Origin of the sequence: Chitinophaga filiformis (assembly GCF_021646545.1) — a bacterium.
Classification (GTDB): domain Bacteria; phylum Bacteroidota; class Bacteroidia; order Chitinophagales; family Chitinophagaceae; genus Chitinophaga; species Chitinophaga filiformis_A.
On sequence record NZ_JAKIRP010000002.1, the window covers coordinates 391,323 to 405,459 of the forward strand.

The following is a 14,137-nucleotide window of genomic DNA, read 5'->3' on the forward strand; positions in this document are numbered from 1 at the left end:
GCATCATGAAATTAGCAATAAGAGTTCTAATTTTATAGTGATTAGTGTGATTTTACTCATATAAATATTATTGTAATATATCTCGTATGGCATATTTATCTTTGGTGGGAGCAGGACCAGGGGATCCTGAGCTGATTACTTTGAAAGCTGTGAACGTCATCCGGCAGGCGGATGTCATATTATATGATGCACTGGTTAATGAGGCATTACTGAGCTATGCAAAACCCGCAGCCGTTGTCCGGTTTGTGGGTAAGCGCTACGGATGTCACTCCCTTTCGCAGCAGGAGATCAATCACCTGATCGTGTCGTACGCCCGGAGTCATGGGCATGTGGTCAGGTTAAAGGGAGGAGACCCTTTTGTGTTCGGAAGGGCTACAGAAGAGATAGCCGCTGCTAAAGGCGCGGGTATACCTGTACAGGTCGTTCCCGGTGTGTCGAGTGCACTGGCAGCCCCTGCAGGTCAGATGATACCGCTTACGTCAAGAGGCATCACAGAAAGCTTCTGGGTAACCACGGGTACTACCCTGACAGGAGAGATCTCCGGAGACATAGACCTTGCAGCACGTTCGACCGCCACTGTTATTATATTGATGGCGATGAGCAAGCTTGAGGCGATTATGGATATATTTACAGGGTACGGCAAGAGTAATCTGCCTGTAGCCATCATCCAGAACAGTTCTACTGATAAGGAAAAGGTGGTTACCGGCACAGTAAAAGATATTGTTTTTAAGGCACAACATGCCGGTATGTCCAATCCGGCGGTAATAGTGGTGGGAAAAGTGGTGGACCTGAAGGACATGGCTGGTACAGTGCAGCAATTAATAGACAGGCATGAAGAAAGATAAACATGGTTGCGATCTGCAATCCTGTATGTTATGTAAGTTGTGTATTCCGGCATGGAAACCCGCAATTGCGGCACACAGACAAAATTTCACGTTAAAAAAAGGTCAGATGCTCTTCCGGGAAGGAGAGCCGGTGAATGGAATCTATTTCGTGAATGCAGGTAAAGTAAAGGTACACAAGCATTGGGGAGAAGAAAAGGAACTGATCGTCCGTTTTGCGGAGGAAGGTGACATTGTCGGCCATAGGGGGGTAGGCAGTGAGATGGTCTATCCCGTATCGGCAACGGCATTGGAAACAGTGGACCTCTGTTTTATAGATCTTAGCTTCTTCCAGGCCACACTCAAGGTCAATCATGAATTCCTGCATGCGCTCATGATGTTCTATGCAAGCGAGTTGCAGGAATCAGAGAAGAATATGCGCAATCTTGTGCATATGCCCGTGAAAGGCCGTATTGCGCATGCCCTGCTCGCTCTCCTGAAAAAGTTCGGCACAAATGGGGATGGTAATATTAATATGACGCTGAGCCGGCAGGACCTCGCATCTTATACCGGCACCACTTACGAAACAGCTTTCCGTATCATGAGTGAACTGATACAGGACGACATTATCGCTATTTCCGGTAAAAGTATTGCTGTAAAAGATCCCGCCAGATTAGCACTCCTGGAAGCAGAAGCTGGTTAAAGCAGTTTATATTCTGATGCCAGCTTCACAACGGAAGTTGTGTTATTTACCCCGAATTTCTCCATCAGGTTCTTACGGTGGCTTTCTACCGTATGGGTACTGATGAACAACTGGTCAGCTATCTGCATCGTGGTCAATCCTTTGCCGATCAGCTGTAAGATCTCCTTTTCCCTGCGGGTAATGCGTGGTATGGCTTTCAGCAATTCCATATCTGCGTTCTTCAGTGCTTCCTTGGTGCTGCTGCACAGGTATTCCTCGCCATCCATGATGGCGTAAATAGCCCGGATGATCTCATTACCCAGTGCATTCTTCAGTACATAACCACTTGCTCCGTTCTGCAGCATGCTGTGGATGACAGGCTGCTCGTCATGTATGCTCAGGGCAATGATCTTTACATCCTCATACTTCTTTTTCACTTCTCCACAAAGGGTTACACCACTGATGTCGGGGAGGTTCACGTCCATCAGTATTACATCAGGTTGTCCTTTTTCCAGCGCCTGCAATACGCTCTTACCGTCTCCATAATCGCCGTTCAGTTCTATTCCTGCATCACTCCGCAGGATATTCTTCAGCCCTTCTACCATGATCGGGTGATCTTCCACCACTACTACTTTGATCATAACTTCTTTCAATTAAGTTTAACTAATGGATGTTGCGCATTCAATGGTAATAGCCGTACCAGTACCGGGTTCTGACTGGATATCTATCTTACCGCCCAGGAATTCCACACGGGCTTCTATATTTGCCAGTCCGGCTCCTTTGAGTTTATTACCTACGGTTGTATCAAATCCCTTTCCGTCATCTTCCACCGTGAGGAAGAGGGTATTGTCTGTTTGCTGCAATAACACAAGTATCTGCGATGCCTCTGCGTGTTTGATAGCATTGTTCACCAGCTCCTGCATGATCCTGTATAATACGACCTGCCGTGTATGTTCCATCGCTTCTGCCTGGAAATTGAACACCTGGCAAATAATATTATCAGTACCGGTCTTCTTTAATCCTCTGCAATATTCTACGGTAGCCTCTCCGAGACCATATTTAATGAGTATCTCGGGCATCATACTGCGTGCTATACGGCGCAGTTCATCCATTGCCCCATCCAGCCGCTGTAAGGTGTTCTGTATCAGGGATTGCCTGTGTACTGTAGTCTGAGAGGGCGTTACGGTAGAAAGTTCCAGTTTGATACCTGACAATAGTCCTCCCAGACCGTCATGCAGGTCGCGCGCCAGCCTGGTACGTTCTTTCTCCTGGCCTTCCAGCATTGCAGAGAGGAGGGAGATCTTATGTTCCTGGCGGATGCGTTCTACTTCAAATTCATGCAGCTGCCGCTGTTGTTCCAGAAGCTTGCGGCCATTGCGGTAAAACAGGTAACTGAGCGCCGCCACTACCAGTAACGATAATATAATCACCACCATCAGTGATATCAACAGCCGGTTCTTCTGCAATGCAAATTCCTGGCGTTCGTTCTCATGCTGCAACAGCTTGATGCGGTTCTCTTTTTCGGACGACTGGTAATGCGCCTCCAGCTCATGTATCTTCTCTGTTACTTCCCGCTCCTGCAGGCTGTCTGCAAGTATGATGTACTTCCGCAGGTATTTGTATGCTTCGTCAGGATAATGCTGTTTGAACGACAGTTCTGCCATCAGGTCCAGGGCATGTAAACGGAAGGGAAAATCCTTCAGTGTATACGATAAGCGCCCGTATTCTTCCATGAGCTTCATGGCCTTGTCGTACTGCCCTTGTTTTTCAAAGAGTTTCGCCAGCGAGTACAGGTTATTGCAGATGGCAACATTGTAGTTCAGCCTCCGGGCAATAGTTAATCCGTTATAAAACATGTTAGCTGCATGATGATACAACTGATGTTTCACATCCAGCAGGCCCTCATGGTAATAATAATCCGCCCATATATTAATGGAGTCCACCCCTGTTTTGTCCAGCTTTGCTTTGGCCTCCAACAGATGGCTCTCCATTTTCTGCAGGCTGTCCAGGTGATACATACAACTCGCCAGGCTGAGATGTCGGCTGGCTATCAAATGATAATAACGGGAGGGATCTTCATAGCTGGTCAGACTCTTATAATAATACGTGATAGCGGTCTTATACTGTGATTTACTGAAGAAGATGTCTCCCAGATCCTGATAAGTAGCGTTCAGTTCAGGGATGGCGTGCATTTTCTCCAGCAGGGGGATAGTCTGCAGGTATTCTTCTGTTTGTAACTGTGTTTGCCCTTTATTGCCCAATACCTCCGCCAGGTTCCTCTTGATGTTGGCCAGCAGCATGCGTCCTTCCCGGCTGGTATCTTTCAGGATATCTTCTCTGGCAATGAGCAGGTGTTTTTCCGCCTCCTGGAAATTATTAATGGTATTGAACCAGGCGCCTATTGCCAGGTAAGTGCGTGCAATGCCAAGTCTGTTCTCATTTTTTTCTTCCAGCTGTAATGCCTGCTGGAAATATTTCAGTGCCTGTACAGTATCTCTCAGCGGCAGTTTCCTGGCCAGCCTGATATATAGGTCGGCAGATACTGCGTCGGAAGCCCCTCGCTGGCTGGTCGTTTTCTGGGCATACACCCCCGCAGTGATACAAAATAGGATGATAAGTATAGGTATTCTCATGGACATAAATCTGGGCGGAAATATATAATTATTTGAGATACATATTCTTATTATTTTTCCTTTGTAAAAGTATCAATAGGTCCTCCCTGGTAAAACCCCTGTTTTCCGGGATTTTTTTCCCTGACTTCGTGATTAATTTTGCATTGTGATTTTGAAAGCCTTTGAAGAAGAATGTTACAGGTATATAGGCTGCTTTAATTATCCCTGAAGATTGTTTATAGACAATGTTTTATGTGGAATGGCATGTATACTCCGACGATATCACAAAGCAAATTACCAGAAATATTTTAACCGTCTTTATAGTATCAACATAGTATCAACACGAAAGAAATCGTGACCATTTTTGTAAGGCCCCAGATTGTATTTTTGTTGAAGAACCACGATGAAGGGCAGCGGGTGTGTGGACCCGCTGCCATCCACCATCGCCTCCCTTTTTAAACACTCTTCCATTTTTCAGGTTAATTTCGTGCCCGGCATCAACGGTGAACGGTTTATGAATAACAATCTTTTTATTGCCAGCTTTATTGGAATCCTTTTGGCTACAACAGTTGTTGGATGTCAATGGCGGCGCGATAGCCACAAGGCGGCAATGCCTGATACAATGAGGGTCGGGGAGTTAATCCGGCATGCTGAACGCTGTCTTGACAAGCCGGGTTCCTTCGCCTTAGATATGGACAGCGCCATGGACATGGCCGGGGAAATGGAACGTATAAGCTCTCAACAACAATATAAACGTGGTATTGGCTTGAGCCGGTTATTGCGTGCGAAAACGCTCAGGGAAAGGGGGCAGGGTGCCCAGGCCAGAGAAATGGCTGCACAGGCCCTGGAAATACTCGGCCAGACCGGTACAGCCAGGGAAAAAGCCCAGGCCTTGCTCGAGCTGGGAGGCTCCTACAGTAACGAGGGGGACGATTTGTCCCCCAAAATAGCGCTCTATGAACAGGGAATGCAAATCTATGCCCGTCTCGGAGAGAAGTTGTCGGAAGCACAGCTGAGAGAATTCATTGGAGATCTGTACCAGTTAAAGCACGATTATCCTAATGCGCTGAGCAACCTGAAAAAAGCGCTTTCCCTGTACCAGGAAGTTGGTTACAAACGCCTGCAGGGCGTCTACGGACTTCTCGGGTATGTTTATGTGCAGACAGACAATTTCCAGGAATCGCTCCGCTACAATACCCTCGCCGTAAAGATCGGTGAGGAGATGAAAGACAGCGGATCATTAATGGCAAGCATCTACAGCCGGCTGGGCGACTGCTATTGGTCTATGGAGAACAATCAGCAGGCAATGGTCTATTATAACAAGGCATTGCCGCTCGCTTACGCCAATAAAGATTCATTCGCGGTAATGAACATACAGACCAACATAGCCCGGGTACTGGCAAGGACGAAACGCTACAGGCAGGCGCTGGATTCAATTAATGTAGGAGCCGCTATTGCACCGGAGCTGGACGTATACGATGAAAGCGCGTTCAACATCTTACGACTGCACATTTACATGGTGATGGATGATCTGCCACAGGCTGAAATCTATTTTCGTAAATTGAAAAAGGTGTATGATCAGGAGGGGCTTCATGAAAATATGCGGCAGGCCCTACGGTATTCAATGGCTTCTTACCTGGTGAAAGCCGGCCATTTCAAAGAAGGGCAGCAGTACCTGGATGTTATGTTCCACATGCTGGATCGATATCCGGTGATAAAATCCAAACGGGCTACAACAGAATATCTCTACTATCAGATAGATTCAGCTGCTGGTAATTTGGGAGCGGCAATAGCACATTACAGGAACTTTAAATCAATATCTGATTCCCTCCGGAATATGATGCAATCCCGGCAGCTGAGCGAATTGCAGTTCCAGTTTGAAACAGAAAAGAAAGACAATGATATTAAACTGCTGGTACAGAAAAGCCAGGCCCAGGAGGCTTCCCTGCAGAAAGAAAAGATCATTAGAAATGTGACCATCGCCGGTGTTTTCCTGCTGATCGTTTTTCTCGGATTGATCTATAGCAGGTACCGCAATAAAAAAATTATGAACATCCGGCTGGAAATCCAGCGGAATGAGATCAACAGGCAGAATGAGGACCTCAGAAGACTGGTAGACGATAAGGAATGGCTGCTGAAAGAGATCCATCACCGTGTGAAAAATAACCTGCAGGTTATTATCAGCCTGCTGAATACACAGTCCCGATACCTTAACAATAAAGATGCACTGGACGCCATCCGCAACAGCCAGCAGCGTATGTATTCCATGTCGCTTATACATCAGCGGCTTTACCAGACAGATAACCTTAGTAAAATTGATATGCGCTGGTATATCCCGGAGCTGATCGGTTATATGAAGGATGGACATGAAGCTGGTAATAACACCGAATTCATTGTTAATTGCGAACATATAGAACTTGAAGTGGTACAGGCAGTACCGCTGGGGCTTATTCTTAACGAGGCTGTCAGCAATTCGCTGAAGTATGCATTCCCTGGTGAAAGAAAAGGAGTGATCACTGTATCCCTGCAAATGGACCATGATAAAAATTGCCAGCTCTCTATCAGTGATGATGGCGTAGGCATAAAAGATCTCAATGAGGCGCTTGAAAGCGATTCGCTCGGTATGCGTCTCATGCAGGGACTGAGCGATCAGTTGGATGGTGTGTTCTCGCTACGGAATAATCATCCGGGAGTATTTATTGGTGTCACTTTTCCGTACCATGAATTTGCGCCGGAGAACAGAAAATACATATTGAACTAATGGCGAACAAAGGAAAAATACTGATCGTTGAAGATGAATTCATTGTTGCCAACGATCTGCAGCAAATGTTGCAGAGGGCGGGATATGAGGTTTGTGGTATTGCGTCCTCTGTTCACAAAGCGCGGACCCTGCTGCAGCAACATCAGCCCGATTGGGTGCTGATAGATATTATCTTGAAAGGTGATTATTCAGGGATTGATTTAGGGAATGAGCTGATGCAACAGCATATTCCTTTTCTGTACATTTCTGCGAATACCAACCAGCGAACACTTGAGGCAGCGAAGCTTACGCGCCCGCATGGCTTCCTGGTGAAACCTTTCCGGGAAAAGGACCTGTTTATTATGCTGGATATCGCGAGATATAAGTTGCAAGCGGAATCCGGTCAAAATGAAGGTCAGAAGACCCGGAAAGCAGGCAATACCAGTCTGCAGATGGCTGATACAGGATCTCATACAGAAGAGATAATGGAAAAGATAAAGATCGTCGCTCCTGCTGATACCTCTGTATTAATTACGGGAGAAAGTGGTACTGGCAAAGAACTGGTGGCAAGATCGATTCACAGGCTATCACGTCGTAGTGAGCTGCCGATGGTAGTGGTGGATTGCGCTGCACTGCCGGTTGCCCTCATCGAAACGGAATTGTTTGGCCATGAAAAAGGAGCTTTTACCGGCGCGGGGCAGAAAAGGGTAGGGAAGTTTGAACAGGCGAACCAGGGAACCATCTTCCTGGATGAAGTAGGAGAGTTGTCGCCCGATGCTCAGGTCAAACTGTTGCGGGTTCTCCAGGAGAAAGAAGTGGTCCGCGTAGGAGGTGATGTACCGGTTAAAATTGACGTGCGGGTGATCGCTGCCACCAACAGGCAGCTGGAAAAGGAAGTAGCTGAAGGTCGTTTCAGGCTGGATCTGTATTACAGGCTTAGCGTTTTTCCTATCGAGCTGATCCCTCTACGGGAGCGGAAACGGGATATCCCATTGCTGGCAGAGCATTTCCTGAAAAAATATTCAGACAAAAATAAGGCCGGTGTAGAAAAGATAACGGAAAGTGCCATGCGTCAGCTGATGTCATATGACTGGCCAGGTAATATCAGGGAACTGGAGCACCTGATAGAGCGCCACGTACTCCTGGCAACGGGCAAAGATATCTCTACATTCGAACTACCTTCATCGGCAGTAGTAACCGGTGTTGAACAGCCAGGTAAACTTAAAACAATGGATGAAATGGAGCGTGATCATATCCTTGCTGCATTGAAAGCCAGCAAGGGCAAAGTGTCAGGCCCCGGTGGCGCCGCCGGGATGTTAGGACTTCCCGCTCAAACACTATATTCAAGAATAAAAAGACTGGGAATAAAACAGGTATTTAAATAATATTCATCTTCCTGGACGATTGCCGGATGTTAAAATGCTCCTTTTTTATGCCTAGTTTCTGCATCCGGGAATTGAGCGTGGTAGACGGTAATCGCAGTTTCGCAGCGGCTCCGTTAGGCCCGGCGATCCTTCCATTGCAAAGCCTGACCACTTTCAGAATATATTCCCTTTCCATGATTTCCAATGGAACTATGCTGAACGCGTTTTCCTTATCAGAAGCAGGCGTTTTTTGAGTTGTGCCGTGGAAATCTATCTGCAGCACATTCCCTTTGCTAAGCAATATTGAACGCTCAAGCAGGTGTTCCAGCTCCCTGACATTTCCTGGCCAGTCGTGATGCATCAGGCTTTCCATTACATTATCCGGCACTACAGGCGCCTTTTTTTTGTTGATAGTAGCATAACGCCTGAGGAAATGTGTAACGAGGGCCGGAACATCCTCCTTCCGGTTACGTAGCGGAGGCACCGAAATAGGTACGACGTTTAAACGGTAATACAGGTCGTGCCTGAAATTGCCCGCTTTCACCTCTTCTTCAAGATTACGGTTGGTAGCTGCAATAATGCGCACATTTACTTTAATAACACCCTTTCCTCCGATACGCTCAATCTCTTTCTCCTGTAGTACTCTTAGCAATTTTGCCTGGAATTCCAGCGGTATTTCTCCTATTTCATCCAGGAACAGTGTACTGTTCTCTGCCAGTTCAAACTTGCCGATCCTGCGTTGCAAAGCTCCGGTAAAGGCGCCTTTCTCATGCCCGAAAAGCTCACTTTCAAAAAGACTGTGCGGTAATGCAGCGCAGTTTATTTTTATCATTCTGTTATTCCTGCGCGGAGATGCGGCATGTATAGCGTTGGCAATTACTTCTTTGCCGGTACCTGTTTCTCCCAGTAACAATACTGTCGAATCAGAAGGCGCTATACGTTCCACCACCGTTACTATATTTTGTATGGCGGGAGAGGTGCCAATAATGCTTTTAACACCATTACACTGTGCAGTCTTGTCATGTAAACTATCTTCATCGTCTTCCGGTTGTCCTTTGTACTTCCTTATTTCCCGGAGCTGCTGCTCAATCTTCTCGCCAAAAATAATATTGCCGAATCCCGCCCCTAGTATATCGGCTATACCTTTGAACAGCCTGAATTTTTCAATCTGAAAAGAACCTTTTTTTTCTCCATAAAGATAGAGGACACCTATGGGTATACCTCCGCCCGAGATTTTTACCAGCAGCATTTCCCTGATACCCGCATTGAACCAGCGATAAACATACTGGGGAACGGTATTCGCCCTTATGGCTGTTTGCAGGTCTATCAGCACCGGTTCTTCCGATGCCAGCGCCTTTTCAAAAATGCCGTCATTGATAGGATGCCTGGACACGATGATCGGTGTTTCACCCCTGTTAGAGGGAATACTCGTTTGCTCCGAATGCAGGAATGGTGAATGTGTCACCCCGTCTTCATTGATCAGGCAGAGTGTATAATATCTTCCTCCGAAAAGCTCGGGGAACTGGTCGGTGATTACCGCACGGAGATCCTGTCTGCTTTTTGCTCCGGCAATGGTGCTGCTCAATTCCAGCAGGACGGCCTGTTCTCTTTTCTGTTGTTCGAGGCTTTCAACAAGGAAATGGCTGTCCGGAATATAAAGACCAGCGGTCTGTTTGGGAGTACTTTCTTTTTCCATATGCTCACGATGTTCTTCGACAAACATAATCACTGAGAAGAAGATCCTGCAGAAATGTTACGTTTTCCCGCAATTTTAGGTTCCTGCATAAATTCACGAAATATCGTAAATGAAAGTTCGTGTCCTGGAGCATGTTTTTATTGATAATCAATCAGTTAATAGAAGGTATGGCATTTGAACCGGTAATTATCTCATTTAATAAAAACGATAGAATGAAACAGTTGTCAGTTAAAAATGTGGTCATCGTTCATGGTGCATTTGCCGATGCTTCCGGTTGGGAGCCTGCCTACCAGTTACTCCGTGCGCATGGTTTTAATGTTACGCTGGTCCAGAATCCAACCAGTACCCTTCAGGCGGATGTAGATGCTACTGTCGCAGCGCTCGACAGACAGGATGGTCCGGCAGTGCTTGTGGGGCATTCATGGGGTGGTACCGTTATTACACAGGCAGGATTGCACGCTAAAGTAGACAGCCTGGTGTATGTTGCTGCTTTTGTTCCTGATGCAGGCGAGTCTACGCTCGATCTTGTGCAGTCTGCGCCTATATTGGAAGTGAATGGCATACTTCCGCCGGACGAAAAAGGACTTGTCTACCTGGACAAAGAAAAATTCAATGCGACTTTCGCAACGGGGCAAACAAAGGCTAAATCAGACTTTATGTATGATTCCCAGATTCCGCTTACGGTGACCGCTTTTACCGACAAGGTAACGGTGGCCGCATGGCGCTCCAAACCTTCTTATGCGATAATGCCAACAGACGATGGTACGGTAAATCCGGTACTGGAACGTAAAATGTATGATCGGGCAAAATGTAATGTCACAGAGGTGACCGGTGGACATACCTTCTTTATGAATGATCCTGAAAGCGCAGTACGTGTTATTCTCACTGCTGCCGGTGCTAAGTGATCTCCAGCTTAAAAAATAAGGGTGGGCACTTCATTGTCCCACCCTTATACATTAAACGCTGTTATGCATTAAACACGCTTGAATGCCCACAGCTGATGATTGCCCCCATTGTTTGTATACTGTACTACCCGCGCCCCCGGCGTTGTTGATTGCGCCGTTATCTCCAGCACTTTACCGCTTTGTACGCCAGTGATGGTGTAATAACCATTTTTCTGCGCTGTGATCATCCACTTTTGATTATCACCGCCATTATAGTCGTACAACTGCAGGCCAGCTCCATTTAAAAGAGATTGTCCTGTGATATCCAATGCCCTGCCACTTTGCACACCGGTTATCTGGTACTGATTATTACCCAGATGTTTGACCTGCCAGCGCTGGTTTTCACCGTTGTTAGCCGTCCATTGCTGCAGTGGCGTTTCGTTGGCAGCAGATTGTCCGGTGGCGTCAAGTGCTAAATAGCTGTTCTTATTGACGATGTTGTAGATACCGTCCGGTATGGCCTGACCACCTCCTGTATATGGAGCCAGCACTTCTTTCAACAGCGCCGCAGCTTTTGTATGACCAGCTTCGCTGGGATGAAGATTATCCGGCAAATAGTCTGCCGTTGATTGTGCCAGCCATCCTTCTGTATTGATGTAATGCACTTTTTTGTCGCCTGCAATCATACGGTTCTCCACAGCGGTCACTGTTGGCTGTGAACGTATGCCGAGAAAGGTACGCATGACAAATATCTCTGCCTGGGGAAACCTGGAACGGATACCCGCCAGCAGCCCTGTATAAACCTCGCGGAATGTGCTGTCGGAATCTTCATAGTCACTATCGTTTGTACCGAGATTGAGCACCACTATCTGCGGTGTATAGTTCGTAAAATCCCAGGCAGGAGAGGAGGGATAATTTGGTGGCTGTAGCCGGAAATATTGCGCATCCATAGCTGTTCCATGTCTTGGACTACTCACCAGTGCAATGCCGGGATAGGCAATCTGTGTATGTTCAGCCCCCAGTTCTTCCGAGCAAATCCATGCATAGTCAGACACATTGGCCTGATCATTCAGGTATCCTGCGGTAATGGAATCGCCAATGTATTCGATGAGATAAGTACCAGTAGATGGTTTGCTGGTAGCCGCTCCGGCATCGAGTATCAGTCCCATAAAACTGAACAGATAATCATAGTCTCTTCCCTGCGCTACTGCCAGTGTATGTGTACCACCAGCGAGTGGCATAGGTGTAAGATCTATAACACCGCCCGCATTTTTATAAGAGATCCAGGGCCCATTATCGATCCTGGCATAGAAATTACTTGTATTGCCGGTCTTTAGTTTGACAGTAGTGCCTGTAAAGTTCACTTTAAAATAAGCGCCGCCCCAATAACTCGTATAGCGACTGTTATCACTGAAATCCCAGCGTCCGAAATACCTGATGTTAGTATCATCGGGACTACCGCTACCTGCAGCTGCCAGAGCATAAGCAATTTTATCCGGTGTTGCAGTCATGGTATCCTGACCGTTATCCTTCTTTGTGCAGGCATGTAGCATGAGAGAAAGTAGCAGTATAAGATTTACACTTAATTTGCGTATCATGTTTTGCTGTTTTTATAGTACTGTCCTCATGGAGCAGTGATGATCCATTGCTGATTAGTGCCATTGTTCGGAGAATATTGTTCAATCAGCGTTCCTGCTGCTGTGGATAATGCAGGTACTTCTATCACCTTCCCACTCTGCACACCCTGTATCGTATAATAGCCTCCGGCAGCCGGCGTTATTATCCATTGCTGGTTAGCGCCATTGTTATAATCATACAACTGCACTTTAGCGCCATCATCGAGGCTCTGCCCGGCAATGTCAAGCGACTTGCCGCTTTGCAATCCAATGATCTTATAATGGTCCCCGCCAATACTGGTTATTACCCATTGCTGATTAGCACCGCCGCTGTAAGGCCACTGCTGTACAGGCGTTTGATTTACTGTACCCTGACCTTTTGCATCCAGTGCCAGGTTACTGTTGCGGTTAATGATCCGGTAAGTGCCATCAGCCAGCGGCCCTTGTCCGCCGATGATATGTGGGGTCGGATGCGTTGCCTGATAAGGGATCTCACCCTTGATCATTCTACCCGCATCATGCACGAGGCGCAGGTAAAAATCTGATGACACGGCCACTCCGTCCTGGTCAAGATTGACAAACGTCGCGCCTGCGGGGCTCTGTGAAGCGTTTTCTGCCACTTTAAAAATAGCAGTGCCCTCATTCACCTCATCAAACATGGCGATATAAAGACTTTTCGCGCCCACCTTTTTCATTACTGCCACCTGCGCCCACATAAAATCGCCATGGAGTCTTGGTATCTCATTAAAGGGACTGCCGGCATTAGAGTTATGGAAGGAAAAGCCCGGATAGGCAATCGGCTGGTAGTCTATACCATGCGACTCACAATAATCATAATCGCCCTGTATCCATGGCTGATAGGACGCCACCACCTGTGCTGCTACTGCCCATGGCGCCAGCATGTTGAATGATTCATAGACCGTCATGAAGTTGGTGCGGGAAAATACATTAGGTGTACGCCAGTCCATGGGTACACTGCCAATGACATAACAGCCCTGGCTCTTAAACCAGTTGATAACATCAATACAGGCAGCAGAGTCGCCACCACCGGGCTCTTTCGCACCCTTATAACCCATTCCGAATATACATACCACAGGTTTTCCGTTCTGTTTCGCGTACGCCGGGGATGACAATAGGTCCAGGTTGCCAGTAATAGTATTCACCCAATCCGTTTTCAGACGACTTTGCATCTCGGCATCTCCTGAGATATCGTACATGATATAAAACTTTCTACCGGTGGCTTCTGCGGCGGCCCTTACTTTCCGGGCCATCCCATCCCGCTGCGACTTAAAGGGCGGGTCAGACAATTCACCCGTAAAACGTTGCAGGGCGGCACAGTCAATGCCGTTTTCCTGCATCCACCTGAAATGAACATCGACAGTCGACTGGTCGTAAGAAGAGAACATCTTCGCTGGTTGTCCGTTACCCAGGGCAGGGAACGGTGTCTGATAAGTCACTGAATACTCCCTCGTATCGGGCCACATTTCCAGGTTCTGGTGCGTCCAGCGGTCCACAGCTGAGCCATCACCCGGAGCGGTAAACCATCCCTGGTAGCCAACTGTCACTTTACCTACCACATCACCGACAGGGGAACCTTTTAAGGCCGCATCCGCGGTCAATGCTGCAGGTGGCATCGTTTCCGGGTTAGTTTCTTTTTTGGTACAGGCAGATAGCATGGCTAACAATAAGCCTAAGGCAAGACGGGTTTTCTTCATAAGATAA

At 47.2% G+C, this 14,137-nt stretch carries 10 protein-coding genes; 5 read left to right on the top strand and 5 right to left on the bottom strand.

The annotated features are described in order from the left end of the window. The first annotated feature begins 86 nt into the window (after positions 1 to 86). Together cobA and L3C95_RS07935 are read left to right on the top strand one after the other, a co-directional pair. Complete coding sequence (cobA, locus tag L3C95_RS07930; protein WP_236386461.1) at positions 87 to 845, top strand: uroporphyrinogen-III C-methyltransferase; 759 nt, start codon at positions 87 to 89, stop codon at positions 843 to 845. Continuing rightward, positions 832 to 1,524: a Crp/Fnr family transcriptional regulator gene (locus tag L3C95_RS07935; RefSeq protein ID WP_236386463.1), complete on the top strand. Its 693-nt coding sequence runs from the start codon at positions 832 to 834 to the stop codon at positions 1,522 to 1,524. Before cobA ends, L3C95_RS07935 begins: the two co-directional genes overlap by 14 nt. Here L3C95_RS07935 and L3C95_RS07940 read toward each other — a convergent pair. Further along, positions 1,521 to 2,144: a response regulator transcription factor gene (locus tag L3C95_RS07940; RefSeq protein ID WP_089834170.1), complete on the bottom strand. Its 624-nt coding sequence runs from the start codon at positions 2,142 to 2,144 to the stop codon at positions 1,521 to 1,523. The two genes, L3C95_RS07935 and L3C95_RS07940, sit on opposite strands and share 4 nt — an antisense overlap. A gap of 18 nt (positions 2,145 to 2,162) precedes the next feature. After that, the gene (locus L3C95_RS07945) at positions 2,163 to 4,136 is read right to left on the bottom strand and encodes a sensor histidine kinase (RefSeq protein WP_236386465.1); all 1,974 of its coding nucleotides are present in this window, start codon (positions 4,134 to 4,136) and stop codon (positions 2,163 to 2,165) included. Between the two features lie 493 nt (positions 4,137 to 4,629). Between L3C95_RS07945 and L3C95_RS07950 the strand changes: the two genes are divergently transcribed. Together L3C95_RS07950 and L3C95_RS07955 are read left to right on the top strand one after the other, a co-directional pair. Continuing rightward, positions 4,630 to 6,876 (top strand): histidine kinase dimerization/phosphoacceptor domain -containing protein, encoded by a 2,247-nt coding sequence (locus tag L3C95_RS07950; protein ID WP_236386467.1) that lies wholly within the window; start codon positions 4,630 to 4,632, stop codon positions 6,874 to 6,876. Then, a complete protein-coding gene (locus L3C95_RS07955; RefSeq protein ID WP_236386470.1) occupies positions 6,876 to 8,240 on the top strand; it encodes a sigma-54-dependent transcriptional regulator in 1,365 nt (454 codons plus the stop codon). The genes L3C95_RS07950 and L3C95_RS07955 overlap by 1 nt, the downstream gene beginning before the upstream one ends. On the opposite strand, the gene L3C95_RS07960 is transcribed toward L3C95_RS07955, so the two are convergent. Next, on the bottom strand, positions 8,233 to 9,915 hold the full coding sequence (locus L3C95_RS07960; protein ID WP_236386472.1) for a sigma 54-interacting transcriptional regulator: 1,683 nt from the start codon (positions 9,913 to 9,915) through the stop codon (positions 8,233 to 8,235). The genes L3C95_RS07955 and L3C95_RS07960 overlap by 8 nt on opposite strands. Positions 9,916 to 10,127: 212 nt before the next feature. Between L3C95_RS07960 and L3C95_RS07965 the strand changes: the two genes are divergently transcribed. Continuing rightward, positions 10,128 to 10,820, top strand: a complete 693-nt coding sequence (locus L3C95_RS07965) for an alpha/beta hydrolase (protein ID WP_236386474.1) — start codon at positions 10,128 to 10,130, stop codon at positions 10,818 to 10,820. Positions 10,821 to 10,888: 68 nt separating this feature from the next. Here L3C95_RS07965 and L3C95_RS07970 read toward each other — a convergent pair whose 3' ends face one another. Together L3C95_RS07970 and L3C95_RS07975 are read right to left on the bottom strand one after the other, a co-directional pair. Beyond that, positions 10,889 to 12,397 carry an RICIN domain-containing protein gene (locus L3C95_RS07970; protein WP_236386476.1) on the bottom strand — a complete coding sequence of 503 codons (1,509 nt, stop codon included), beginning with the start codon at positions 12,395 to 12,397 and terminating at the stop codon, positions 10,889 to 10,891. Between the two features lie 26 nt (positions 12,398 to 12,423). Then, a complete protein-coding gene (locus L3C95_RS07975; protein WP_236386478.1) occupies positions 12,424 to 14,130 on the bottom strand; it encodes an RICIN domain-containing protein in 1,707 nt (568 codons plus the stop codon). Positions 14,131 to 14,137: the final 7 nt, after the last annotated feature.

Excerpts from the sequence above, each read along its gene's own strand:
- L3C95_RS07950 (WP_236386467.1), top strand. The coding sequence starts at position 4,630 with ATGAATAACAATCTTTTTATTGCCAGCTTTATTGGAATCCTTTTGGCT.
- L3C95_RS07935 (WP_236386463.1), top strand. The coding sequence starts at position 832 with ATGAAGAAAGATAAACATGGTTGCGATCTGCAATCCTGTATGTTATGT.
- L3C95_RS07945 (WP_236386465.1), bottom strand. The coding sequence starts at position 4,136 with ATGAGAATACCTATACTTATCATCCTATTTTGTATCACTGCGGGGGTG.
- L3C95_RS07970 (WP_236386476.1), bottom strand. The coding sequence starts at position 12,397 with ATGATACGCAAATTAAGTGTAAATCTTATACTGCTACTTTCTCTCATG.
- L3C95_RS07955 (WP_236386470.1), top strand. The coding sequence starts at position 6,876 with ATGGCGAACAAAGGAAAAATACTGATCGTTGAAGATGAATTCATTGTT.
- L3C95_RS07940 (WP_089834170.1), bottom strand. The coding sequence starts at position 2,144 with ATGATCAAAGTAGTAGTGGTGGAAGATCACCCGATCATGGTAGAAGGG.
- L3C95_RS07965 (WP_236386474.1), top strand. The coding sequence starts at position 10,128 with ATGAAACAGTTGTCAGTTAAAAATGTGGTCATCGTTCATGGTGCATTT.
- L3C95_RS07975 (WP_236386478.1), bottom strand. The coding sequence starts at position 14,130 with ATGAAGAAAACCCGTCTTGCCTTAGGCTTATTGTTAGCCATGCTATCT.
- L3C95_RS07960 (WP_236386472.1), bottom strand. The coding sequence starts at position 9,915 with ATGGAAAAAGAAAGTACTCCCAAACAGACCGCTGGTCTTTATATTCCG.
- cobA (WP_236386461.1), top strand. The coding sequence starts at position 87 with ATGGCATATTTATCTTTGGTGGGAGCAGGACCAGGGGATCCTGAGCTG.